Annotated in this window: 24 protein-coding genes and 1 riboswitch; of the genes, 15 read left to right on the plus strand and 9 right to left on the minus strand. The window is 64.4% G+C overall.

Translation table 11 applies throughout. The annotated features are described in order from the left end of the window. Window position 1: 1 nt before the first annotated feature. On the minus strand, window positions 2-1,210 hold the full coding sequence (gene lptF / locus ACQY80_RS10660) for an LPS export ABC transporter permease LptF (protein ID WP_428679135.1): 1,209 nt from the start codon (window positions 1,208-1,210) through the stop codon (window positions 2-4). A gap of 123 nt (window positions 1,211-1,333) precedes the next feature. Here lptF and ACQY80_RS10665 point away from each other — a divergent pair, with 123 nt between their 5' ends. Genes ACQY80_RS10665 through ACQY80_RS10675 form a run of 3 tightly spaced genes read left to right on the plus strand, consistent with a single transcriptional unit; the run spans window position 1,334 to window position 3,657 of the window. Then, window positions 1,334-1,807, plus strand: coding sequence for a DUF2141 domain-containing protein (locus ACQY80_RS10665; RefSeq protein WP_428679137.1), 474 nt, complete (start codon window positions 1,334-1,336; stop codon window positions 1,805-1,807). Window positions 1,808-1,813: 6 nt separating this feature from the next. After that, window positions 1,814-2,785 carry a diacylglycerol/lipid kinase family protein gene (locus ACQY80_RS10670; RefSeq protein WP_428679140.1) on the plus strand — a complete coding sequence of 324 codons (972 nt, stop codon included), beginning with the start codon at window positions 1,814-1,816 and terminating at the stop codon, window positions 2,783-2,785. Window positions 2,786-2,793: 8 nt separating this feature from the next. Continuing rightward, a complete protein-coding gene (locus tag ACQY80_RS10675) occupies window positions 2,794-3,657 on the plus strand; it encodes a hypothetical protein (protein ID WP_428679143.1) in 864 nt (287 codons plus the stop codon). Between the two features lie 30 nt (window positions 3,658-3,687). Here ACQY80_RS10675 and ACQY80_RS10680 read toward each other — a convergent pair whose 3' ends face one another. From ACQY80_RS10680 to ACQY80_RS10690, 3 genes are all read right to left on the minus strand, one after another. After that, window positions 3,688-5,637 (minus strand): ATP-binding protein, encoded by a 1,950-nt coding sequence (locus ACQY80_RS10680; RefSeq protein ID WP_428679146.1) that lies wholly within the window; start codon window positions 5,635-5,637, stop codon window positions 3,688-3,690. 113 nt (window positions 5,638-5,750) lie between these two features. Further along, window positions 5,751-6,953 (minus strand): serine palmitoyltransferase, encoded by a 1,203-nt coding sequence (gene spt / locus ACQY80_RS10685; protein ID WP_428679149.1) that lies wholly within the window; start codon window positions 6,951-6,953, stop codon window positions 5,751-5,753. A 95-nt stretch (window positions 6,954-7,048) separates the two neighbouring features. Then, complete coding sequence (locus ACQY80_RS10690; RefSeq protein ID WP_428679151.1) at window positions 7,049-7,285, minus strand: acyl carrier protein; 237 nt, start codon at window positions 7,283-7,285, stop codon at window positions 7,049-7,051. Window positions 7,286-7,437: 152 nt separating this feature from the next. Between ACQY80_RS10690 and ACQY80_RS10695 the strand changes: the two genes are divergently transcribed. The 6 genes from ACQY80_RS10695 to ACQY80_RS10720 all read left to right on the plus strand — a co-directional run bounded on the left by ACQY80_RS10695 (window position 7,438) and on the right by ACQY80_RS10720 (window position 13,819). After that, window positions 7,438-8,010 (plus strand): Pycsar system effector family protein, encoded by a 573-nt coding sequence (locus tag ACQY80_RS10695; protein WP_428679153.1) that lies wholly within the window; start codon window positions 7,438-7,440, stop codon window positions 8,008-8,010. A gap of 7 nt (window positions 8,011-8,017) precedes the next feature. Next, window positions 8,018-9,298 (plus strand): TIR domain-containing protein, encoded by a 1,281-nt coding sequence (locus tag ACQY80_RS10700; RefSeq protein WP_428679156.1) that lies wholly within the window; start codon window positions 8,018-8,020, stop codon window positions 9,296-9,298. Between the two features lie 112 nt (window positions 9,299-9,410). After that, complete coding sequence (locus tag ACQY80_RS10705) at window positions 9,411-10,805, plus strand: MATE family efflux transporter (protein ID WP_428679159.1); 1,395 nt, start codon at window positions 9,411-9,413, stop codon at window positions 10,803-10,805. A gap of 119 nt (window positions 10,806-10,924) precedes the next feature. After that, entirely contained in the window at window positions 10,925-11,215 is a 291-nt protein-coding gene (groES, locus tag ACQY80_RS10710) for a co-chaperone GroES (RefSeq protein WP_428679162.1), read from the plus strand. 62 nt (window positions 11,216-11,277) lie between these two features. Continuing rightward, complete coding sequence (groL, locus tag ACQY80_RS10715) at window positions 11,278-12,921, plus strand: chaperonin GroEL (RefSeq protein ID WP_428679164.1); 1,644 nt, start codon at window positions 11,278-11,280, stop codon at window positions 12,919-12,921. Window positions 12,922-13,066: 145 nt separating this feature from the next. Then, window positions 13,067-13,819 (plus strand): glutaminyl-peptide cyclotransferase, encoded by a 753-nt coding sequence (locus ACQY80_RS10720; RefSeq protein ID WP_428679165.1) that lies wholly within the window; start codon window positions 13,067-13,069, stop codon window positions 13,817-13,819. Here ACQY80_RS10720 and ACQY80_RS10725 read toward each other — a convergent pair. The 4 genes from ACQY80_RS10725 to ACQY80_RS10740 form a co-directional block, all read right to left on the minus strand. Continuing rightward, a complete protein-coding gene (locus ACQY80_RS10725; protein WP_428679168.1) occupies window positions 13,816-14,493 on the minus strand; it encodes a DJ-1/PfpI family protein in 678 nt (225 codons plus the stop codon). The two genes, ACQY80_RS10720 and ACQY80_RS10725, sit on opposite strands and share 4 nt — an antisense overlap. A gap of 21 nt (window positions 14,494-14,514) precedes the next feature. Further along, window positions 14,515-14,609, minus strand: a riboswitch (ZMP/ZTP riboswitch). 32 nt (window positions 14,610-14,641) lie between these two features. Beyond that, window positions 14,642-14,842, minus strand: coding sequence for a hypothetical protein (locus ACQY80_RS10730; RefSeq protein WP_428679171.1), 201 nt, complete (start codon window positions 14,840-14,842; stop codon window positions 14,642-14,644). 75 nt (window positions 14,843-14,917) lie between these two features. Further along, window positions 14,918-15,247, minus strand: a complete 330-nt coding sequence (locus ACQY80_RS10735) for an entericidin EcnAB (RefSeq protein WP_428679174.1) — start codon at window positions 15,245-15,247, stop codon at window positions 14,918-14,920. Between the two features lie 159 nt (window positions 15,248-15,406). Continuing rightward, window positions 15,407-15,727 (minus strand): hypothetical protein, encoded by a 321-nt coding sequence (locus ACQY80_RS10740; protein WP_428679176.1) that lies wholly within the window; start codon window positions 15,725-15,727, stop codon window positions 15,407-15,409. 225 nt (window positions 15,728-15,952) lie between these two features. Here ACQY80_RS10740 and ACQY80_RS10745 point away from each other — a divergent pair, with 225 nt between their 5' ends. From ACQY80_RS10745 to ACQY80_RS10770, 6 genes are all read left to right on the plus strand, one after another. After that, window positions 15,953-16,933 (plus strand): ArsR/SmtB family transcription factor, encoded by a 981-nt coding sequence (locus tag ACQY80_RS10745; RefSeq protein WP_428685830.1) that lies wholly within the window; start codon window positions 15,953-15,955, stop codon window positions 16,931-16,933. Then, a complete protein-coding gene (gene metF / locus ACQY80_RS10750; protein ID WP_428679179.1) occupies window positions 16,930-17,871 on the plus strand; it encodes a methylenetetrahydrofolate reductase in 942 nt (313 codons plus the stop codon). The genes ACQY80_RS10745 and metF overlap by 4 nt, the downstream gene beginning before the upstream one ends. Beyond that, entirely contained in the window at window positions 17,868-18,920 is a 1,053-nt protein-coding gene (locus ACQY80_RS10755; RefSeq protein ID WP_428679182.1) for a homocysteine S-methyltransferase family protein, read from the plus strand. The genes metF and ACQY80_RS10755 overlap by 4 nt, the downstream gene beginning before the upstream one ends. Before the next feature lie 4 nt (window positions 18,921-18,924). Beyond that, window positions 18,925-19,449, plus strand: a complete 525-nt coding sequence (locus ACQY80_RS10760; protein WP_428679185.1) for an N-acetyltransferase family protein — start codon at window positions 18,925-18,927, stop codon at window positions 19,447-19,449. A 16-nt stretch (window positions 19,450-19,465) separates the two neighbouring features. Further along, complete coding sequence (metH, locus tag ACQY80_RS10765; protein ID WP_428679188.1) at window positions 19,466-22,087, plus strand: methionine synthase; 2,622 nt, start codon at window positions 19,466-19,468, stop codon at window positions 22,085-22,087. Window positions 22,088-22,293: 206 nt separating this feature from the next. Beyond that, on the plus strand, window positions 22,294-23,247 hold the full coding sequence (locus ACQY80_RS10770) for a right-handed parallel beta-helix repeat-containing protein (protein ID WP_428685832.1): 954 nt from the start codon (window positions 22,294-22,296) through the stop codon (window positions 23,245-23,247). 4 nt (window positions 23,248-23,251) lie between these two features. Here the strand turns inward: ACQY80_RS10770 and ACQY80_RS10775 are convergent, their stop codons facing one another. After that, window positions 23,252-23,758, minus strand: a complete 507-nt coding sequence (locus tag ACQY80_RS10775; protein ID WP_428679191.1) for a YbjN domain-containing protein — start codon at window positions 23,756-23,758, stop codon at window positions 23,252-23,254. Window positions 23,759-23,794: the final 36 nt, after the last annotated feature.

A 23,794-nucleotide genomic window follows, 5' to 3' on the forward strand; every position in this document is an offset into this window, starting at 1 on the left:
GTCAGCTGGTCCGCGGTTCGCGCCGGAAGATGCGGATCAGGCCGCGGACGCGCTGGCCGATCTTCGACGCGACGCGTTCGAGCGCGCCGATCGGCTGGCCGCCGGGAACGTGCGCGAGCGTATAGTACATCCAGACTGCAAGCGCCGCGAATAACAGGAATGGCACCCACAGCGCGATGATCGGATCGACCGACCCCCGCGCGCCCAGATCCTCGGCATATTGGTTTATCTTGTGCTGCGTCACCAGCAGCACGATCGACAGGAAGACGCCGAGCGCCGAGGTGGATCGCTTGGGCGGAATCGCCATCGCGACCGCGATCAGCGGAATCAGGAACATCGACGCGACCTCGACGATGCGGAAATGGAAATTCGCGCGCGATTCCAGCCGGGTCTTCAGCGATTCCTTCTTGTCCTTGCCGGCGACCAGCAGCTCGGGAATCGTCAATTCGCGGTCGGCTCCCCCGCGCAGGCGGAACGCCTCGATCTTGGGCAGCGGGATCGGCAGGTCGTGATTGTCGAAGGTCAGCACGCGCGGCACGGAAAATTTCGGCGATTCGTGGATCAGCACGCCCTGCGACAGTCGCAGGATGATCGTGTCGGGATCGTCGGTGGCCATGAACTGGCCGCGCGACGCGGTCGCCGAGACGGTCTGCCCGTCCTTGTTCTCGCCGCGCACGAAAATGCCGCGCAGGCTGCGGCCGTCGTCATAGCTTTCCTCGACGCGCAGCGTCATGCGCTCGCCCATCTTGGTGAATTCGCCGACCTTGATCGACGCGCCGAGCGCGCCCGAGCGCAGGTCGAACTGCAGCCCTTCGTAAGCGTAGCGGGCGTAGGGCTGCACGAATCCGACGATCGCGAGGTTGAACAAGGCCAGCGCGAAAGCAAAGGCATAGGGAACGCGCAGCAATCGCCCGAAACTCATGCCGACGCCGCGCAGCACGTCGAGTTCGCTCGATGTCGCGAGGCGGCGAAAGGCGAGCAGGATACCAAGCATCAGGCCGATCGGAATGCCGAGCGACAGATATTCGGGAATCAGATTCGCGAGCATGCGCCACACGACGCCGACCGGGCCGCCCTCGGTCGCGACAAAATCGAACAATCGCCGCATCTTGTCGATGATCAGGATGGCGAAGGCGATCGTGAGATTGGCGACAAGCGGGACAAGGATCAGTCGCGCGATGTAGCGGTCGATGGCGGGTAGCTTATTCAATCTTTCGTCGCCCCATCACCATGATTTGGCCGCAAATGGTTCCGATATCCGATTCAAGGGCAACAGGGCACCCAGGTCAGCGTGTTTGCTGGCGTGGCTATAACCACTTGGAGCTATTGCGTCATGTCGAAATTTCTATCGACTTCGCTCTGCGTGGCTCTGCTTGCCGCATCGGTAGCAGCGAACGCAGAGGGGCAGGTAATCTCGAACGATCTGGCCAAATGCCGGAGCGGCCCGTCCACCCTGGTCCAGATCAGCGGCGTCAAGGCCGGCACCGGCAAGATCCGCGTGCAGAGCTATCGCGCGAACGCTTCCGAATGGCTCGCAAAGGGCCGCTGGCTGACCCGCGTAGAGGTGCCCGCGCGCGCGGGTGCGATGACGGTATGCGTGCCGCTGCCCGAAGCGGGCAGCTATGGCATTGCGGTGCGTCACGACGTCAACGGTAACGGCAAGACCGATCTGCGGTCCGACGGCGGCGGGATGTCGAACAACCCGAGCATCAACATCTTCAATCTCGGCAAGCCGAGCTACACGAAGACTGCCTTCACTGTCGGCAATGCGCCGCGCACGATCACCATCACCATGAAATATATGTAGGGGCCGATGGCAAGCGTCGCGCTTCTTTCCAATCCGCGCTCGACGGGCAATCGTGCCCTGTTGCCGCGCGTGCGGGAATATTGCGCGGCGCACCCCGACATCTTCCACTATGAGGTCGAGGACGTCGACCAGATCGGCGAGGCGATCCGCACGATCGCGATGGTCGGCCCGCGCATCGTCGCGATCAACGGTGGCGACGGCACGGTCCAGGCCGCGCTGACCGAACTTTATTCGGGCGGTCATTTCGGTGGTTCGCCGCCGCCGGTCGCGGTGCTTCCCAACGGCAAGACCAATCTGATCGCGCTCGACCTTGGCGCCGAGGGCGATCCGCTGAAGGCGCTCGAACGTGTCGTCGAGCTGGTCGAAAGCGGGCGGCTGGACGAGCATGTGATCGAACGTCAGCTGATCTCGCTCGACGGCGGCGACACGCGGCCGGTGCTGGGCATGTTCCTCGGCGGCGCTTATCTGGCCGATGTGATGCTCTATTGCCGCAATCGCATCTACCCGCTCGGCTTGCCTAACGGGGTGTCGCATGTGCTTGCAGCAATCCTCGGCCTGTTCGCGATCATCTTCGGCCTCGGCGGCGGGCGCCTGCCGCCCAAGCCGCAACCAATGACGGTGTCGCTCGTCCGTCAGGGCGAGTTCAAGGGCAAATTCTCGCTGCTGATCGTCACCACGCTCGAAAAATTGCTACTCAATATTCGTACGAGCGAAAGCCATGGCACGAACGGCAATATGAAGCTGCTCGCGACCGACAGCAATGTCGGCGCGGTGTTCCGCATGCTCGGCGCAACCTGGCGCGGCACCTTGGGTCAAAAGCCCCTGCAAGGCGTGCATTTCCAGCAGGGTGACGAGATCCGGATCGAGGGCGAACGGTCCAACGTCATCCTCGATGGTGAGATTTATCAGGCGAAGCATGGCAAGCCGATCATCCTCACGTCGACGCAGCCGGTGCCCTTCCTGCGCCTCGCTGCCTGAGCGCCGCCATGCCGGCCCTGACCGATCTCGTTCGCGAAGAGCTTTCGGCCCCGGTCGATCCGCGTGTCGCCGCGATGGCAGCCGCGATCGCGGCGGAATATCCCGGCAGCGCACGCGCGGTGCTTTTCTATGGCAGCTGCCTGCGGGAAAGCGAACTCGACGGGCTGATGCTCGATTTCTATCTGATCGTCTCGGACTATGGCGATGCCTATCCGAAGCGCTGGATGGCCGTCGCCAATCGTCTGATCCCCCCCAACGTCTTCCCGTTCCAGCACGCCGGGCTGATCGCCAAATATGCGGTGCTGAGCGAGGCTGACTTTCACCGATTGAACAGCGCGGAGACGCGCAACGTGTCGGTATGGGCACGCTTCGCGCAGCCGTCGCGGCTCGTATGGGCGGTCGACGACACGGCGCAGGAGCGTGCGATCGCGGCCGTATCGCGCGCGGCACCGACGCTGCTCGCCGCCGCCGGACAGATCGATGGTGAGGAACTGCTCGACTGGTGGCGCCGCGCCTTTTCGCTGACCTATTCGGTCGAGTTGCGCGCCGAACGCTCGGGCCGGGCGCAGTCGGTCGTCGATGCCGAACCCGATCGCTACCGCCGCTTCGGCGAGGCCGCAGCCGCTGTGCTTCCGGCCAGCGCAGCTAGTAGCGGCGGCTGGGCGCGCCGCCGGATCGAGGGCAAGCTGCTCAGTATCGTCCGCCTCGCCAAGGCCAGCCTGACCTATGCCGGCGGGATCGACTACCTCGCCTGGAAGATCAACCGCCATGCCGGCACGAAGATCGAGATCAAGCCGTGGCAGCGGCGCTGGCCGCTCGTCGCGGCGCTGACTTTGGTCCCGCGCCTCGTTCGGGGCGGCGCGATCCGCTAAGCATTTTTCCCGGAAAATGCGGTCGCTTGATCAGCTCGCCAGTCGTTGTGCATCACCAGATCGGCGGATCGCTTGCTCAAGCGCGGTCAGCGTGAACGGCTTTCGCAGCACGTCGTGGTCGCCAAAGGCCTCGTCCTCGCTCGCATCGCCGGCATAGCCCGTGACGAACAGCACGGGCAGGGCGGGCCAGCGCTGCTTGAGTTGCGCGATCATCTCGGGCCCCGTCAACTCGGGCATCAGAACGTCGGACAGGATCAGGTCAAAGCCGCCATGCGTATCGACCAGCCCCTCGGCCTCCAGCGGATTGCTGCACGCGACCGCCTTGTGGCCAAGCTCTTCCACCGCATCGACCGTTGCTGCGAGCACGCGCTTGTCGTCCTCGACCACCAGAATGCTCAGCGCTGCGCCCGGTCCCGCGTCGGCGTCGGCATCGCCGGTTCCGGGCGCGGCGGCGCCCGCCGCCTGCGGCTTGGCGACCGGCAACAGCATCGCGACGCTCGTCCCTTCGCCTTCGGTCGATGAAATCTGCACCTCGCCGCCCGACTGGCGGCAGAAAGCGAACACCTGGCTCATGCCGAGCCCGGTGCCCTGACCCGCCGGCTTGGTGGTATAGAAGGGGTCGAATACGCGTTCGAGTACCTCGGGCGACATGCCGCAGCCGGTGTCGACCACCTGCACCGCCAGCGCGGCCGTATTTTCCGATTCATCGCGAAGGGTCCGGATCGTCAACGACCCGTGACCGTCCATCGCGTCGCGCGCGTTGACCGACAGGTTAAGCAGTGCATTCTCGAATTGCTGCCGATCGACCCAGCAGGCGAGGCCGGCAGCATGGAGATCGAGCGTCAGTGCGATACGGTCGCCGATCGTCCGTTCGATCAGCTCGGCAAAGCCCGTGATGCACTCGTCGATCGGCGTCATTTCGGGGCGTGCCGGTTCCGATCGGGCGAAGGCGAGGAGACGGCGCGTCAGGTCGGCGGCGCGATTCGCGCCGTCCATTGCATTGTTCATGTGCCGCAGCGCCTTCTCCGGCGCGGTCGTTATCAATCGCTGCGCCAGCTCCAGCCCGCCGACGGTCACTGCCAGCATGTTATTGAAATCATGAGCAATACCCCCGGTGAGCTGGCCGACGGCCTCCATCTTCTGTGCCTGACGTAGCTGCGCTTCGGCCGCTTCGCGTTCGCTCATCTCGCTGCGGAGCGCGAGGTTGGCTCTCTCCAGCTCGGCGGTTCGTTCGTCGACCGCCGCCTCCAGCTGCATCGCGCGATCAGCCTCGAACAGCGTCTCGCGCCGCGCCACGCGCCGCTCGCCTTCGGCGCGAACGAGCGAAACGGTCGCCGCAATGGCGATCACGGCGGCGACGGCACCCAGCAGCGAGAACAGCAGGATCGCCTGGTTGAGGCTTGCGCGGTCCGACGCCGCGATGCGGTTACGTTCGGCAAGGATCGCGCGCTCGTTGCGGATCAGCTCGGACAACAGGCGGTCGATACGGATCAGCGCGGTGTCATGGCCGGCGGCATTATATTTCGAGATGGCGGCGATGGTCTGGCGGTAGTTGGCGCTGAGCGCCGCGTCGCCGAGCTGCTCGCCGCGACTGGCCAATTCCTTGGTCAGCTTGCCGACCAGTTCGGCCTGCTTCGGATTGTCGCGGACGTTGCGCTGGAGCAGCGTCAGATATTGCAGCGCCAGCCCCCATTGCTGCTGATAAACGCGCCCGTCCTCCTTTTGCAGTCCGACCGCGAACCGGCCGAGCGCGGCTTCGGCACGGGCCAGCGCGGCGTCGAGGCTACGCGTCTGCGAGATGATTTCCAGGCTGTGCGCCTGCCAGCCGAGCGAACGGTCATAATCGTCGTTCGCGCGCGCGAGCAGCAGGACGAGCGCCGCGACGACCCCGGTCAGGATCGCGCCCAGCCCGATCGTCACCCAGAAGCGCAAACGCTCCTGCTGCCCCTCGCCGTCATGATCCAGATCCCGCTCGAACACGGCGTCTTTCTACCGGACAAGCGCCGCACGGCAAAGCCGCGAAGGGCTTTGCGCGCGCGCAAAGGCTCGACTCGCCGTGAAAAGGAATCCGCTGGTCGGCGCTAGCTCTCGGCTCAGCCGATGATTCCGACGCGTTTGCCCGCGCGCTCGAAGCGGCCGAGGATCTCGCTGACCTGTTCGCTCGAATGCTCGGCGCACAGCGAACAGCGCAGCAGCGTCATGCCCGCGGGGGTCGCCGGCGGGCGCGCCAGATTGACGTAGAGCCCTTCTTCCAGCAGCGCTTCCCACATCATCGCACCCTTTTCGAGATCGGGCATGATCACCGCGATGATCGCCGACTGCGGCTCTTCGGTGCCGAGCGTGAAGCCCAGATCGCGCAGGCCCTTGTGCAGCGTCTTGGAATTTTCCCACAGATGCGCGCGTTTGTTCGACCCGTGCATCAGCTTGCGGATGCTGGTCGCGGCGGTCGCGACGACGCTCGGCGGCAGCGAGGCGGTGAAGACATAGGGGCGGCAGACGAGCCGCATAATCTCGAACTTCGGATGGTTTGACACGCAGAAGCCGCCGACGGTGCCGACACTCTTGCTGAAGGTGCCGATGATGAAATCAACATCGTCGATCACGCCCTGCGCCTCGGCGACGCCGCGGCCATGTTCGCCGATAAAGCCCATCGAATGCGCTTCGTCGACCAGCACCATCGCGCCATTTTCCTTGGAGACGCGGATCATCTCCTTCAGCGGGGCGACGTCGCCAAGCATCGAATAGACGCCTTCGAGCACGACGAGCTTGCCTGCTTCGGGCGGCAGGCGCTTCAGCCGCTTTTCGAGCGCTTCGATATCATTGTGGCGGAAGGCAACGATTTCGGCGTCGCCCATCTTGCACCCGTCATAGATCGACGCATGGCTGTCGATGTCGAGGATGACATAGTCGCCCTTGCCGGCAATCGTCGAAATGATGCCGAGGTTCGCCTGATATCCGGTCGAAAATACCATGGCATGATCCATGGCGTAAAATTCCTTGAGCGCGTCCTCGCACTCCTTGTGCCCCTGATAGGTGCCGTTGAGGACACGGCTGCCGGTCGTACCCGCGCCGAATTTGTCGAGCGCATCCTTGCCCGCGGCGATGACATCCTCGTCGAAGGTCATGCCCATATAATTATAGGTGCCGAGCAGGATCGTCTCGCGCCCGTTGCAGATCGCTACGGTCGGTGAGAGCACTTTTTCCATCACCAGGTTGAACGGGTCGGTAACCCCGGTCGCGAGCAACGCCTCGCGCTGCTGGATCAGCGGGTCGAACTTGCTGAAAAGATCGGTCATTTCGGTACTTTCGTGATCCCCGGCGAAGGCCGGGGTCCAGATGTGTGGCGCGGCATGTCGGTGGACCCCGGCTTTTGCCGGGGATCACGGCAGCCTTAGCCCTGCAGCTTCTCGACCGCGGCGACGAGCTGGCCCACGGTCTCGATCTCGGCCTGCATGTTCATGCTGATGATGATGTCGAACGTGTCCTCGACCTCGGCGACGAAGTCCATCACGGTCAGACTGTCCCATTCGAGATCGCCGGCGAAGGTGGTCGCGGCGGTCAGTTCGACGCCCTTCTTGTTGAAGGGGGCGATCAGGCCGTAAATCTGGTCGGTGAGGGCGGTGCTCATGTGGTGCGTCCCATAAAGGAATAAAGTTGCGTGCGGCATGCCGCGATGGTCCCCGCATGGCAAGCGAATGCGGCGGGAATCGGGCAGCATCTTGCCGTTGATGGCGCTTCGTGCCATCCCCCCTGAAGGGCGCTGACAGGGGATGGGACTGTATGAGCAGCGAAAAAGAGGGCGTGGCGCCGGAGCGTCCGGCGATTTCCTTTCCGCCGAATGCGGTGCACCTCGTCCGCACCAATCAGCAGATCACGATGCAGCTGTCGCAGATGGCGGATCAAAAAGCGTCGATCCTGATGGGCGCGACCTTCGTGGTCTTCACGCTCGCGGTCGGACAGGCGCGGTCCGGCGCCGGGGCTTTCGCAATGCCGCTGACCGTCCTTGCGACCTTTTCCTTCCTTTCGGCGCTGCTCGCGATCTCGGCTGTCCTGCCGCGCGTCGGCAAGGCGCCGCCCGCCGTCTACAAGGACGGCAAGGACCACAGCAATATCCTGTTCTTCGGCCGGTTCGAGCAGATGGACGAGCAGGAGTTCATCGATGCAGTGAAGGCGCGCCTAAGGACCGAGGAAGACCTCTACGAGACGATGCTGCGCGACACCTATCAGAACGGCGTCATCCTTGCCCGGCGCAAATACCGCTTCCTTGCCTATGCTTACCGGCTGTTTGTCGTGGGGCTGACGCTGACCTTTCTCGCCTTCGCCTACGAGATGACTATCGTCTGGAGCAGCTGAGGCCGACATGACCGACGTCTTCATCAGCTACAAGCGCGAGGAACGCGCGCGCTGCGTCGCCATCTACAATGCGCTCGTCGACCTGAAGCTTTCAGTCTGGTTCGATGCCCATATCGAGCCCGGTACTTCGTTCGATCGCGAGATCGAGCGCGAGGTACGGACCGCAAAGGCGATCCTTGTCCTCTGGTCCGAACTCGCCTGCGACAGCGACTGGATCCGCGCCGAGGCGCGCACTGGAAAACAGGGCGAGCGGCTTGTCGCCGCGCGCCTCGACGATTGCCTTCCGCCGCTCGAATTCGCGTCGGTGCAGGCGGTCGATCTGTTCGACGCCGGCAACTTCCAGTCGGGCGAGGGGTGGCGCCAGATCGTGGGGCGCATCGGACGACTGACCGGCCGCGATGGCCTGGGCGACTATGTTCGCTGCGAACAGGCTGCGGACGCCAAGCTGTGGCAGGCCTGGATCGCGGCGAACGGCGGCGATCCGCTGGTGGCCAAGGCGCAAGAGCGGCTTGCCGCGCTGGGCGAGAGTGGTCCGGTTCCGGCGCCTGCGCCAACCCCGTCGCCCGCCCCATCGACGCCGCCGCCCGTTGTACCGGTTCCGGATGAGCGCGATCCTGTCGTTCCGACCGATGCCGCCACCGGCTTGCTTTCGGCGCTCAACCCCTATCGCTGGCCGATCGCGGGCGCTGTAGCGCTGCTGGTTGTCCTGCTCCTGTGGGTAAATTGGGGCGGCTCGAACCCGGCGACGAGCGAGGCGGCAAAGCCTGCGGTCGGAGAATCGGCCGGCTCCGCGCCCTCGGCCATCGACGAGCCCGGCGGCGCCACGGAGGGGGCGCAGCCGAAGGCGGCCGACGTCGCGGCCGCCCGGGCCGATCCGAAGGAAGAGCCCGCGGCACCGCCGCCCGCGACCAAGCAGGTCACGATCCCGGACGTGTCGCGTCTCAACTGCGATCCCGGCCCCTATATCGTCTTTTTCGAATGGGATCGGTCGAGCCTGACACCCGAAGCGGCGGGCGTGCTCGATCTTGCGGTGTCGCGGTGGCGACAGTGCGGCGGCGGCAGGGTGACGGTCGCGGGCCACACTGACACGACCGAAAGCGCCGCCTATAATGTCGGCCTCAGCCAGCGGATGGCGGCGAGTGTGCAACAATATCTCGAGGCGCACGGCATTTCCGGTGCGCTGATCACGACGCAGGGCTTTGGCGAATCGCGTCCGCGCGTAAAGACCGGTGACGAGGTGCGCGAGGCGATGAACCGCCGGGTCGAGGTAACGCTTCGCGGCAATTGATGGCGCTTCGCCGCCGCTGCTTGTTGCCATTTTGCCACCCACCAGATGGAATCGACCGGGCTGCCGCCAAAGCGATTGAACGACCGCGGGGCCGCGCCTATCCGGGCCGGCTATGCTGGAGCAGGCCCACCCCCTGACCGCGGATCGCCCGCAGGATTTCCGCGCCGAATTCCGCGCGACGCTGGCGCTTGCCTGGCCGCTGGCGGCGGCGAACCTTCTCCAGATGCTCGTCCACGCAATCGATGTGCTGTTCGTCACGCGGCTTGGCGAAACGCCGCTTGCGGCATCGTCGCTGGGTATCTCTATCTTCGGGTTGTTACTGTGGACGGGCAGCGGGCTGGTCGGCGCCGTTGCGCCGCTCGTCGCCGCGGAGCTCGGTCGCCGTAAGCATGCCGTGCGTGAAGTGCGGCGTTCGGTTCGTATGGGTCTGTGGATCAGCGGGTTGGTGTCGATCCTCTTCATGGGGGTGTGCATGGCAGGCGCGCCGATCCTTCGGGCGACGGGGCAGATGCCTGAACTCTCGTCGCTTGCGGGCAGTTTCTTGGTCGTCCTCATGTGGGCCATGTTTCCGATGATCGCGGCCGGCGTGCTGCGCATTTTCGTCTCGGCTCTTGGCCGACCGAGGATCGGGACGGTGATCACCTTTCTTGCTCTTGGCGTAAACGCACTCGGCAACTGGGTATTCGTGTTCGGAAATCTCGGCATGCCGGCGCTCGGGCTTCGCGGATCGGCGCTGTCGAGCGTGATTACCTCGATCGCCATGCTGCTGGCTTATGTGGTCGTCATTCAGACCGACCGCCGCCTTCGCCGCTATCGCCTGTTCGGAAATTGGTGGCGGCCGGAATGGCAGCGGTTCCGGGACATTTTCAACATCGGAACGCCTTTGGCTCTGACGATTCTGGCTGAGGCGGGGCTATTCACGGGCGCGGCGCTTCTGATGGGGCGGATCGGCGAGGCGCAGCTTGCGGCGCATACGATCGCCCTGAATGTCGCCGCGCTTGCCTTTCAGGTGCCATTCGGCGTCGCGCAGGCGGCGACAATCCGTGTCGGCATGGCTTATGGCGCGCGCGATCCGGTCGGCATCGGCTTCGCGGGCCGGGCATCGTTGTTCCTTGGTATCGGCTTCATGGGATTGACCGCGCTGTTCATGTGGTCATTCCCGTCATTGATTCTGTCGGCATACAGCGTCGATAAAGCACATAACCCTGCTCTCGTTGGCTTCGCGATGCAGTTTCTCGTCGTCGCCGCGGCTTTCCAGCTTTTCGACGGCGCGCAAACAGTCGCCGCGGGGGTATTGCGCGGGGTTCAGGACACGCGCATCCCGATGATCATCGCGATCTGCGGTTACTGGATCGCGGGCTATGGCACCGCAATCTACCTCGGCTTCTGGACTCCGCTTCAGGGCGTCGGCGTGTGGATCGGTCTCGCAGTGGGCTTGATCGTCGTCGCGGCCCTCTTACTTACGCGCTGGCGGATGCGGGCCCGTCTCGGGCTGCTTCCGGTCTGACGCAAAAAAGTTGATAGAGTCCGCTTGACGGTCCTTTGACTCCGACCCATATCCCCGCCTGTTAGCACTCCCGCATGGCGAGTGCTAAGGGACATCATTCGCCTATTGGAGAGAGTTTTATGACTCAGTTTCGTCCGCTGCACGATCGCGTGCTCGTCCGCCGCATCGAAGCCGAAGAAAAGACGGCTGGCGGGATTATCATCCCCGACACCGCCAAGGAAAAGCCGCAGGAAGGCGAAGTCGTCTCGGTCGGCACCGGCACCCGCGCCGACGACGGCAAGGTCACCCCGCTCGACGTCAAGGCCGGCGACCGCATCCTGTTCGGCAAATGGTCGGGCACCGAAGTCAAGGTCGACGGCGAAGAGCTGCTGATCATGAAGGAATCGGACATCCTCGGCGTCATCGCCTGAGGCATCCACTGAATTCAGAATGAAGTTGCGCAGTTTTCTGCGCCTTTGAAAGGAATAAGCACATGGCTGCTAAAGACGTAAAATTCAGCCGCGACGCGCGTGAGCGCATCCTGCGCGGCGTCGACACCCTTGCCGACGCGGTGAAGGTTACCCTCGGACCCAAGGGCCGCAACGTCGTGATCGACAAGAGCTTCGGCGCGCCCCGCATCACCAAGGACGGCGTCACCGTCGCCAAGGAAATCGAACTCAAGGACAAGTTCGAGAATATGGGCGCCCAGATGCTGCGCGAAGTCGCATCGAAGGCGAACGACAAGGCCGGCGACGGCACCACGACCGCGACCGTATTGGCGCAGGCGATCGTCCGCGAAGGCATGAAGTCGGTTGCCGCCGGCATGAACCCGATGGATCTGAAGCGCGGCATCGACCTCGCGGTCGGCAAGGTTGTCGAAACGATCAAGGCGCAGTCGAAGCCGGTTTCGGGCACGTCTGAAATCGCGCAGGTCGGTATCATTTCGGCCAATGGCGACAAGGAAGTCGGCGACAAGATCGCTGAAGCCATGGAAAAGGTCGGCAAGGAAGGCGTGATCACCGTCGAGGAAGCCAAGGGCCTCGATTTCGAACTCGATGTCGTCGAAGGCATGCAGTTCGACCGCGGCTACCTGAGCCCCTATTTCATCACCAACCCGGAAAAGATGCTCGTCGAACTCAGCGATCCCTACATCCTGATCTTCGAAAAGAAGCTGTCGAACCTCCAGTCGATGCTTCCGATCCTCGAAGCGGTTGTGCAGTCGGGCCGTCCGCTGCTGATCATCGCCGAAGACATCGAAGGCGAAGCGCTCGCGACTCTCGTCGTGAACCGTCTGCGCGGCGGCCTGAAGGTCGCGGCCGTCAAGGCCCCGGGCTTCGGCGATCGCCGCAAGGCGATGCTGCAGGACATCGCGATCCTGACCGCCGGCGAAATGATCAGTGAAGACCTGGGCATCAAGCTCGAGTCGGTCACGCTGAACATGCTCGGCCAGGCCAAGCGCGTCACAATCGACAAGGACAACACCACCATCGTCGACGGTGCGGGTGAAGGCGATGCCATCAAGGGCCGCGTCGAACAGATCCGTGCGCAGATCGAAACCACGACCAGCGACTATGACCGTGAAAAGCTGCAGGAACGGCTGGCGAAGCTCGCCGGCGGTGTTGCCGTGATCAAGGTCGGCGGCGCTTCGGAAGTCGAAGTGAAGGAACGCAAGGATCGCGTCGATGACGCCCTCCACGCGACCCGCGCTGCGGTCGAAGAAGGCATCGTCCCCGGCGGCGGTACGGCTCTGCTGTATGCGACGAAGGCTCTCGACGGCATGTCGGGCGTCAACGAAGACCAGACCCGCGGCATCGACATCATCCGTCGCGCGCTGCAGGCTCCGGTTCGCCAGATCGCCGAAAACGCGGGCTTCGACGGCGGTGTCGTCGCGGGCAAGCTGTTCGACCAGAACGACAGCAACTTCGGCTTCAACGCCTCGACCGACGTCTATGAAGACTTGGTCAAGGCCGGTGTCATCGACCCGACCAAGGTCGTCCGCACCGCGCTGCAGGATGCAGCCTCGGTTGCCGGTCTGCTGATCACCACCGAAGCCGGCATTGCCGAAACCCCCGACGACAAGCCCGCCATGCCCATGGGCGGCGGCGGCATGGGCGGCATGGGCGGCATGGACTTCTAAGTCCGTACCGTTCGGCGCTCAGCCAACGAGAAACGGGGCCGGGGGAGCAATCCTCCGGCCCTTTTCTTTGGCTGCGTGGGACCCCCGGCGAAATAGGATGGGTGGGACATTGCCAGTTCATCCTGCCGGGCATAGCTAGGGCGCCATGATCCTGCTTCTTGCCCTTGCCGCATCCGCGATCGCCGCCGACCCCGTGCCGTTCGAACGCTGCGGCTATCGCATCGTTCAGAGCTATCCGCACGACGCGACCAGCTTTACCCAGGGCTTGTTCTGGCAGGATGGTCATCTGTATGAGGCGACCGGCCAATATGGGCAGTCGCGTGTCGCCCGCCTTGACCTCGAAACCGGCAAGGCGCTGGCCGAGACGAAACTGCCCGCCGACCAGTTCGGAGAAGGCATCACGCGCTGGGGCGAGCAGATCATCGGCGTCACCTGGCAGAATGGCATCGGCCACCGCTGGTCGATCAAGGATCTGAAGCCGCTCGGCACCTTCAAATATGACGGCGAGGGCTGGGGCGTCACGATGGTCGGGGACAGCCTTGTCCTCAGCGACGGCTCGTCGGACCTCAAATTCCTCGATCCCGTAACGATGGCCGAGCAGAAGCGCGTCACCGTCCGCTTCGGCGGTCGCCCGCTGGCAATGATCAACGAACTCGAGACGATCAACGGTCAGGTCTGGGCCAATATCTGGATGACCGATTTCATCATCCGCATCGATCCCGCGACCGGCAATGTCGTCTCGCTCCTCGACCTCGCCGGGCTGAAGGCCGATGCCGGCGCGACCGGCGGCGACAGCGTGCTCAACGGCATCGCCTGGGATGCCCAGAAGAAGCGCCTGTTCGTCACCGGCAAATATTGGCCCAAGCTCTACGAGATCGCGCTCGCCGACTGCCGCTAGACTTTGAGCGCCGCCTCCATCCGTTCCGCTGCCGCGTCATAAACCCGCGCTTTCAATCCGGCGGTGACGGCATCGGGTGCCCGGTCGGGGTGGCCGCCGGCGAAGGGCGGCGCGGGATCATATTCGATCGCGAGCTGAATCGCCTGCGCCACGGCATCGCCCTTCAACCGGGCGATCAGCGTCAGCGCGAAGTCGAGGCCCGATGTCACGCCGCCGCTGGTCACGACATTGCCGTCCTCGACGACCCGCGCGGCTTCATGCACCGCGCCGACCAGCGGCAGCAAATGCGTATAGCCCCAGTGCGTCGTGGCGCGCTTGCCCTCCAGCAGTCCGGCTCGGCCGAGCAGGAAGGCGCCGGTGCACACACTCGTCACCCATGCGGCGCCAGCCGCCTGCCGCGCGATGAAGTCGATCGTCGCCGTGTCGTTCAGCGCCTCGGTCACCCCATGGCCGCCGGGAACGCAGAGGATGTCGGCTTGGGGTGCGGACCCGAAATCATGCGTCGGAAGGATGGAAAAGCCGCTGTCGGTCGCGATCGGGTCGAGGCTCTTCGCGGCGCCAATCAGCTTTGCACCGGGCATGCGGCACAGCGCCTGCGCCGGCGCGGTGAAGTCAAGCTGGGTGATGCCCGGAAAGAGCAGGAAGACGATGCTGGTCTCAGGTGTGTCGGTCATCGGATGGTCCTCGCGTTGGCAGTGGATCACCCAGGCGCGCGGCTTGCATCGACCAACTGGGCCGACCCCGCTTCCCGATGGGACTCCATCTTCATGCGCCAGTCGCGGGGCAACGCCAGCCTAGTGCGACCCGGCCCGCGAGGAAAGATTATTTGCTGGTTTCGCCCGTCTTGGCGGCGGGGCCGGGCGGCGGCGGCGTGCCGTCGCGGCTTTCGAGCATCTCGGCCGCATCGTCGAGCGCCTTTGCCTCGCTGACCGTCACGCCGCCGGGGCCGGGTTCGTTGTCGGTGCGGCTGCATCCCGCCGCAAGCAGGGCCGGCACGATGGCCAGAGGCCAGAGGTTATGCATATGCGCTCCCATAAAAAAGGGCCCCATCCGCCAGGATGGAGCCCTTCGTTATCAGCCCGAAGGCGTGCCCGCGACTTACTTCTTGTCGTTGGCTTCGGCCTTCTTGGTTTCGTCGGCGATCTTGTCGCCCGCCTTCGAGGCGGCGTCGCCGGCGGCGTTCACGGTGCCTTCGACGACATTGCCGGCCTTGTCGGCGGCGCCTTCGACGGCGGCGCCAGCATCCTTGGCGGCAGCAGCGGTCGCGTCTGCAGCGTCTGCTGCGCCTGCAGCGGCGGCATCGCCCGCAGCGGCGGCGTCGTCAGCAACCGCACCGGCGGCTTCCGAGGTTTCCTGCTGAGCCTTTTCCGAGCAGGCGGTGAGGCTGAAGGCCGCGGCGGCCATCGAAGCGAGAATGATCTTGCGCATGGGTAGTCCTTTCGAATGCAATGGCCGGGGGGCCATCGGTGAAAAAGTTTAATCGGGGTTCAGTTGCTTGGCAACTGGAGAGCGTAACGCTCCAAAAGGAAAGGGGCCGCCGGCATGACCGACGACCCCATGTTCCTTTGGCCAATGGCCGAAAGACGCTTACTTCTTGGCAGCGTCGACAGCGGCCTTCGCCTGGTCGTTCGCTTCCTTGGCAGCGCCGGCAGCTTCGGCAGCCTTGTCGGTCGCAGCGGCGGTGTCGCCAGCAGCGGCAGCGGCACCGGCGTCGGTCGCAGCGTCCTTGGCGGTCGCAGCGGCGTCGGCAGCGCCTTCGGCAGCCTGCATCGCGCCGTCGGCAGCGCCTTCGGTGGTGGCTTCAGCGGCCGGGGTTTCGGTGGCGGCGTTGTCGGCAGCCTTTTCACCGCAAGCGGCGAGGCCCATCGAAGCGGCCAGAACGAGCGACAGAGTGATCGATTTCTTCATTTGGGAATACCCCTCTCAATTAACTGATCGACCGGCATGGAACCAGATCGATCCCTTGGAATTGCCAATCGCGCGCAGAATTACTCGCTCGCGGGAAGGCGCGCAACGCTCTTTTTTCGTCTTTGCTCTCCTTTTGTCGCAATTTGACGCGTGGAGGCGAGCCGCATCGAATTTGCCACCGGCGCTTGGTTGACCAGATATAAAGAAAGCTTTATATGTTGGCCCATGGCAGAGCTGATCGACATTTTTCGCGCCCTCGCGGACCCGACCCGATTGCGGGTCGTGGCGCTTTTGCGCGAAATGGAACTCGCAATCGGCGAACTCGCGGTCGTGCTCGACCAGAGCCAGCCGCGCGTCTCGCGCCATGTCCGTATTTTGGTCGAGGCGGGGATTGTCGAGCGACAGCGCGAGGGAAGCTGGGTTTTCCTTCGGATCGCGAGCGACGGATCCGGCGCGCGCGTTGCCGCAGAGGCGGGGGAGTGGCCCTTTTCGGAACGCGAGGCGCTGGTGATTGCCTATGACGCAAGCCGCCTTGCCGCCGTCCGTGCCGAGCGGGCGGCGGTCGCCGACCGCTATTTCGCCGAGCACGCCGCCGAATGGGATGCGATCCGGTCGCGTCATGTCGCCGAGAGCGAGGTCGAGGCTGCGATGCTTGGCATGATGACCGGTCGCCCGCTCGGCCATCTGCTCGATATCGGGACCGGGACCGGCCGGATGGCGGAAATCTTTGCTCCGACGGCGCACCGTATCACGGCGCTCGATCGCAGCCCGGAAATGCTTCGCATCGCGCGCACAAAATTGGCTGGACAGACGGTGCCGATCGACCTGGTGCAGGGCGATTTCCTGAATCTTCCGATCGCCGACGCCAGCGTCGACAGCATCGTCATCCATCAGGCGCTGCATTTCGCGCACGAACCCGACCGGGTGATCGCCGAGACCGCGCGTGTGCTCCGCGGTGACGGCCATTTGCTGATCGTCGATTTCGCGCCGCACGAGGACGAGGAGTTGCGCACGCTCGGCGCACATGCGCGCCTTGGTTTCTCCGACGCGCAAATCCGTAGCTGGTTCGCAGCGGCGGGGTTGGCGCTCGAAAGCACCCAGACGCTCGAAGGGGGTGACCTGGCGGTCAAGCTCTGGCTCGGCCGTCGGCACAGTGACGAAGATCGCTCCCCTCTCTCCCATAATGATAAAAGGCTCGCAGCATGACGTCCAATCTCGATCAGCTGGCAGAGGCGCGCCGCGCCGCCGCGACTCCGCTCTTTGCCAATCTCGACGGAGATATCGGCGTCAGCTTCGAATTCTTCCCGCCGAAAACGGAGAAGATGGAAGCGCAACTGTGGGAGACCTTCCGCACCCTCGAGCCGCTCGGTCCCAGCTTTGTGTCGGTGACCTATGGTGCCGGCGGCTCAACGCGCGAGCGCACCCACGCGACCGTCGCACGCATCGCGGCTGAAAGCGCGGTGGCTCCTGCTGCACACCTGACCTGCGTCGAGGCGTCGCGCGCCGAGATCGACGAGGTCGCACAGGCCTATTGGGACGCCGGCGTGCGGCATATCGTCGCGCTGCGCGGCGATGTGCCCGGTGGCGGTCCGTATCGCGCGCATCCCGACGGCTATGCGAACGCGATCGAACTCGTTGCTGGTCTGAAAACGGTGGCGCCGTTCGATATTTCGGTCGCCGCCTATCCCGAGGTTCACCCGGACGCGTCGTCCGCCGAGGCCGATCTCGACAATCTCAAGCGCAAGCTCGACGCGGGCGCAAACCGCGCGATCACCCAATTCTTCTTCTCTCCCGATGCCTTCCTGCGCTTCCGTGACGCGGCGGCGGCGGCGGGGATCGATGCCCCGATCATCCCGGGCATCCTGCCGGTGTCGAACGTGTCACAGACCAAGCGCATCGCCGATATGTGCGGTACCGCGATCCCGGCGTGGATGGTGTCGCTGTTCGACGGGCTCGACGATCATCCTGCCGCGCGCCAACTCGTCGCCGCGACAATCGCCGCCGAAATGTCGCGCCGCCTCTATGCTGGCGGGGTGCGCGATTTCCATTTCTACACGCTCAACCGCGCCGAGCTCAGCTACGCCATCTGCCACCTGCTGGGCCTGCGCCCGAAAATCGCCCCCGCGACGGAGAAAGCCGCATGACAAGCGCCCGCGAAGCCCTGCAGGCGGCAGCGAAAGAGCGCATCCTGCTCACCGACGGTGGCTGGGGCACCCAGATCCAGCTGCGCAAGCTGACCGAGGCCTGCTACGCGGGCAACTTGGGGCTCGGCCACGATCAGAAGGGCAACAACGACATCCTCGCGCTGACGCGTCCCGACGTCGTGACCGCGATCGGCGAGGCCTATCTGGCTGCGGGTTCTGATATCGTGTCGACCAACACGTTCAGCGCGAACCGGATCAGCCAGGCCGACTATGGCGCCGAGGCGCTGGTCGGTGACATCAACCGCGAAAGCGCAAGGCTGGGTCGCGAGACGGCCGAGAAATATGAAGCCCTTGACGGTCGTCGTCGCTTCGTCGCGGGTGCGGTCGGGCCGACGAACAAGACGCTGTCGCTGTCGCCCGACGTCAACAATCCCGGCTATCGCGAGATCGATTTCGACGAGCTCAAGGACGTCTATCTGGAGCAGGTTATCGCGCTTGCCGAAGGCGGAGCGGACTTCATCCTGATCGAGACGATCTTCGACACGCTCAACGCCAAGGCGGGGATCGCTGCGACGCTGGAGGCCGAGGCCAAGGTCGGCCGCGAGCTGCCGTTGATGATTTCGATGACACTGACCGACCTCTCGGGCCGCAATCTGTCGGGGCATACGGTCGAGGCCTTCTGGTATGCGGTGCGTCACGCGCGGCCGCTGACGATCGGGCTCAACTGCTCGTTCGGCGCGTCTCAGCTGCGCCCGCATGTGAAGGTGCTGTCGGACCTCGCCGATGCGCTGGTAATGGTCTACCCGAACGCGGGCCTTCCCAATGAACTCGGCGAATATGACGAGTTGCCCGAAACGACCGCAGGCCTCGTCCGTGAATGGGCTGAAAATGGTCAGGTCAACATCCTTGGCGGTTGCTGCGGATCGACGCCGGCCCATATCGCCGCGATGGCGAAGGCCGTGCAGGGTCTGCCCGGGCGGCATATTCCCGACGTTCCCGTCCGCACGCGTCTCGCCGGGCTCGAGCCCTTCACGATGGCGGCGGCCTGACCCGGTGGACGACAATCCGACATGGACGATCCGCGAGGCCGGAGCCGCCGACGCGCCCGCACTGGCGCTCATCGGCGCGGCGACCTTTCTCGAGACCTTCGCCGCCATTCTCGACGGCGATGCGATAGTCGGCCACTGCGCCGCGCAGCATAATGAAGCTGCCTACTGTGCCTGTCTGGCCAACGGCGGGCGGGCGTGGCTGGCCGAGGTGCATCCCGGCGGCGCGCCGGTCGGCTTCGCTCTCGTCGGCAAGCCCGATCTCGCCGCCGCGCTCGATGGCGATATCGAGCTCAAGCGCATCTATTCGCTGTCGCGCTTTCACGGCTCCGGGCTCGGCGCAGCGTTGATGAAACAGGCGCTGGCGGCCGCAGCCGGCCATCGCCGCCTGCTCCTCGGCGTCTACGCCCGCAACGATCGCGCGCTCGCTTTCTATCGCAAACAGGGATTCGCCGACATCGGCACCCGTCAGTTCAATGTCGGCGGCAAGCTTTACGACGATCTCGTTCTCGCCCGCCCGCTCGCAGCCTGAAGACCGGAATTATAAAATGACTGCCCCGCAAGCCTCCTCCAGCTTCGTCAATATCGGCGAGCGCACCAACGTCACGGGTTCGGCGGCGTTCAAGAAGCTGATCCTCGCCGACGATTATACCGCGGCGGTCGAGGTCGCGCGCCAGCAGGTCGAAAACGGCGCGCAGGTGATCGACGTCAATATGGACGAAGGCCTGCTCGACGCCGAATATGCGATGACGACCTTCCTGAAGCTCATCGCCGCCGAGCCCGATATTGCGCGCATCCCGGTGATGATCGACAGCTCGAAATGGGATGTGATCGAGGCGGGGCTGAAATGCGTGCCCGGCAAGCCGATCGTCAATTCGATCAGCATGAAGGAGGGCGAGGAGCCCTTCCTTGCGCACGCGCGCAAATGCATGGCCTATGGCGCCGCGGTCGTTGTGATGGCGTTCGATGAGGTCGGGCAGGCCGACACGAAAGAGCGCAAGATCGAAATCTGCGAGCGCGCCTACAAGCTGCTCATGACGATCGGTTTCCCGCCTGAAGACATCATCTTCGATCCTAACGTGTTCGCGGTCGCGACGGGGCTGGAAGAGCATGACAATTATGCGGTCGACTTCATCGAGGCGGTGAAGGAAATCCGTGTCCGTTGCCCGCATGTGCATTTCTCGGGCGGCCTGTCGAATCTCAGCTTTGGCTTCCGCGGCAACGAGACGGTGCGCCGCGCGATGCACAGCGTCTTCCTTTACTATGCGATCCCCGCCGGGCTCGACATGGCGATCGTCAATGCGGGGCAGCTCGACGTCTATGACACGATCGACCCCGAGCTTCGGAACGCATGCGAAGACGTCATCCTCAACCGCAAGATCGAGGGCGAGGCGGAATCGCCGACGGAGCGGCTGATCGCCCTCGCCGAACGCTACAAGGGCAGCAACCCGGCGCAGGAAAAGGCGGCCGAGGAGTGGCGCGGCTGGGAGGTGCGCAAGCGGCTCGAACATGCGCTCGTGAAGGGCATCGACGCCTATGTCGTCGACGACACCGAAGAGATGCGCCTGCTGCTGCCACGCCCCATCGAGGTGATCGAGGGGCCGCTGATGGACGGGATGAATGTCGTCGGCGACCTTTTCGGATCGGGCAAGATGTTCCTGCCGCAGGTGGTGAAATCGGCGCGCGTGATGAAGAAGGCGGTCGCGCACCTGTTGCCCTTCATCGAGGCATCGAAGGAACCCGGATCAAAGGGCAAGGGCAAGGTCGTGATGGCGACCGTCAAGGGCGACGTCCACGACATCGGCAAGAATATCGTCGGCGTCGTGCTGCAATGTAATGGCTTCGAGATCGTCGATCTGGGCGTGATGGTGCCTTGGTCGAAGATCCTGGAAGCCGCGAACGAGAATGACGCCGACATGATCGGCCTCTCGGGCCTGATCACGCCCTCGCTCGACGAGATGGTGACGGTGGCCGAGGAAATGCAGCGCGCCGGAATGACGATGCCGCTCCTCATCGGCGGCGCCACCACATCGAAGGTGCACACCGCGCTTCGTATCGATCCGGCCTACAAGGGTCCGGTGCTGCATGTGCTCGATGCCAGCCGCGCCGTGGGCGTCGCGACGTCGCTGGTCAGCGACACCGGGCGCGATGTCTATGTGCAAGGCTACAAGGACGATTACGCCCATGTCCGCGACGTGCGCGCGGGCAAGGGGCAGAGCGTCCTCCATACCCTCGAAGAGGCCCGCGCCAATTATTACGACGCCTACCTCAGCGACAAGCCCGCGCCGCCGCTGCAGCCCGGTCTGCACCGCTTCGACGACTGGTCGCTCGAGGATCTGCGCGAATGCATCGACTGGACGCCCTTCTTCCGCGCGTGGGAACTGCACGGCACTTATCCCTCGATCCTTGAGGATGATGTCGTCGGTGAGACGGCGCAGGCGCTGAAAGCCGACGCCGACGCGATGCTCGACAGATTGATCGCCGAGAAGTGGCTGACCGCGCGCGGGGTTTGCGCCTTTTGGCCATGCGCGCGCGACGGCGACAGCGTGACGATCCACCTCGCCGATGAAGAGCGGCATGTGACGCTTCCCTTCCTGCGTCAGCAGATCAAGAAGAGCCGCGACCGCGCCAATATGTGCCTCGCCGACTTCATCGATCCGGCGGGCGACTGGATGGGCGGCTTCGCGGTCGGTATCCACGGTATCGAGCCTTTTTCGGAGCGCTTCCGCGCCGACAAGGACGATTATTCGGACATCCTGCTGAAGGCGCTCGCCGACCGCTTCGCCGAGGCCTTCGCCGAGCGGCTGCACCAGCATGTGCGCACCACCCTCTGGGGCTATGCGCCCGGCGAACAGCTGACCAACGAGGCGCTGATCAAGGAAGAGTATCGCGGTATCCGTCCCGCACCGGGCTATCCCGCCTGTCCCGACCACAGCCTGAAACCGATCCTGTTCGATCTGCTCGCGGCGGGCGACAATGCCGGACTGGTGCTGACCGAAAGCTTCGCGATGCTGCCGACTGCGGCGGTCAGCGGCTTCTATTTCGGTCACCCCGAAAGCCAGTATTTCGGCGTCGCGCGGATCGGCAGCGATCAGCTCGAGGATTATGCGGCGCGGCGCGGCGTCGACATTGAGACCGCGACGCGCTGGCTGCGTCCCAATCTGGACTGACCTTACCCTTTTTTGGTGTGTCCCCGCGAAGGCGGGGACCCAGAGCGTTCGGTCCCAAACGCTTGCGTGGTCACGCTCTGGACCCCCGCTTTCGCGGGGGAACATGATGGTAAGAACGGTTGGTGGCGCTGTCCGATATGGGGACAGCGCGCCGGTTAACCAGCTTCGGGAAGGACTGGCGCGCGCGAAGCTGTTATAAAGCGGCGATGTTCCAGATCCTCTTCCGTCGGCCGCTGATGCCGTTGCTCGCCCTTCCGCTGCTTCTCGCACCGGTGCCGCTGCCCGCACAGACCGCTGACGCGCCCTATGATGTGAATGGCCGCGGCTTCGGCCGGCTACAGGATGCGGTCGATGCGATCGGCGAGGGCGAGGGCACGATCCGTATCGCACCCGGCTATCACCGCGATTGCGCGATCCAGACCGCCGGCCGCATTGCCTTTGTCGCGGCCGAGCCCGGACGCGCGATTTTCGACGGCGTGACCTGCGAGGGCAAGGCCGCGCTCGTCCTGCGCGGGGCCGGCGCGAAGGTCGACGGCATCGTCTTTCAGAACATGCGCGTGCCCGACGGCAATGGCGCGGGCATCCGCCTCGAGAAAAGCGATCTCGAGGTCGCGAACAGCATGTTCCGCAACAGCGAGGAAGGCATCCTGACCGCCGACGATCCCGAAGCGACGCTGACGATCGACCGGTCGACCTTTTCGCGCCTCGGCCGCTGTGACCGCGGTCTCAGCTGCGCGCACAGTGTCTATACCGGCATCTATGGCCGCGTGGTCGTGACGCACACCCGCTTCGAAAAGGGCAGCGGCGGTCATTATCTCAAGACGCGTGCGGTGCAGGTCGATGTCAACGACAACAGCTTCGACGATACGCAGGGCAATGCGACCAACTATATGATCGACCTGCCTTCGGGTTCCGTCGGGCGCATCGTGAACAATCTGTTCGTGCAGGGCCGCAACAAGGAGAATCATTCGGCGTTCATCGCCGTCGCTGCCGAGGAACGCAAAAATCCGTCGCGCGGGCTCGCCATCGCGGGCAACCGCGCCAGCCTGTCCGACGGGGTGAGCTGGCCGTCGGTATTCGTCGCCGACTGGAGCGGCGAGCCGCTTGCGATCGGCACCAACGAACTCGGGCCGCGCCTGACGAAGTTCGAGAAGCGCTAGAGCCTCAGGCCTCGCCGCGCGTTTCGATCAGCGACGCGGCGAGCGCTTCGGCCGGGGTCTTGCCGCCCCACAGCACGAACTGGAACACGGGATAGAAGCGCTCACACTCGTCGATCGCGCTCTCGATCAGCGTCTCGGTCAGGTCCAGCGGCAGTTGCGCGTCGGCGCCGACGAGCATGCCGTGCCGATAGAGGATCGTGCCGCTGTTCGACCATAGCTCGAAATGGCCGAGCCAGAGCTGCTCGTTGATCATTGCGAGCGCTTCGTGCGCGACGCTGCGCTTGTCCTCGACGACGCGGATGTCGGGAAAGGCGAGGAGCTGGATCACCCCGTCTTCGGGGCGCCACACCGCGCGCAGCTCATAGGTCGTCCAGCTGCCTTGCGCGGTCGCGACGATCTCGTCCTCGCCGACCATCTCGTGCGGCCAGTCGTGCGCGGCGAAATAGGATGCGATCATGTCGATCGGTGCCGCTTCCTGCCCGTCATCGTCGTCGTAGATATCGTCACTCATGCGCGCGCCTTAGACCGAAAGCGGCGGAGACGCGAG

Source organism: Sphingopyxis sp., from assembly GCF_965279755.1.
Taxonomy (GTDB): Bacteria; Pseudomonadota; Alphaproteobacteria; order Sphingomonadales; family Sphingomonadaceae; genus Sphingopyxis.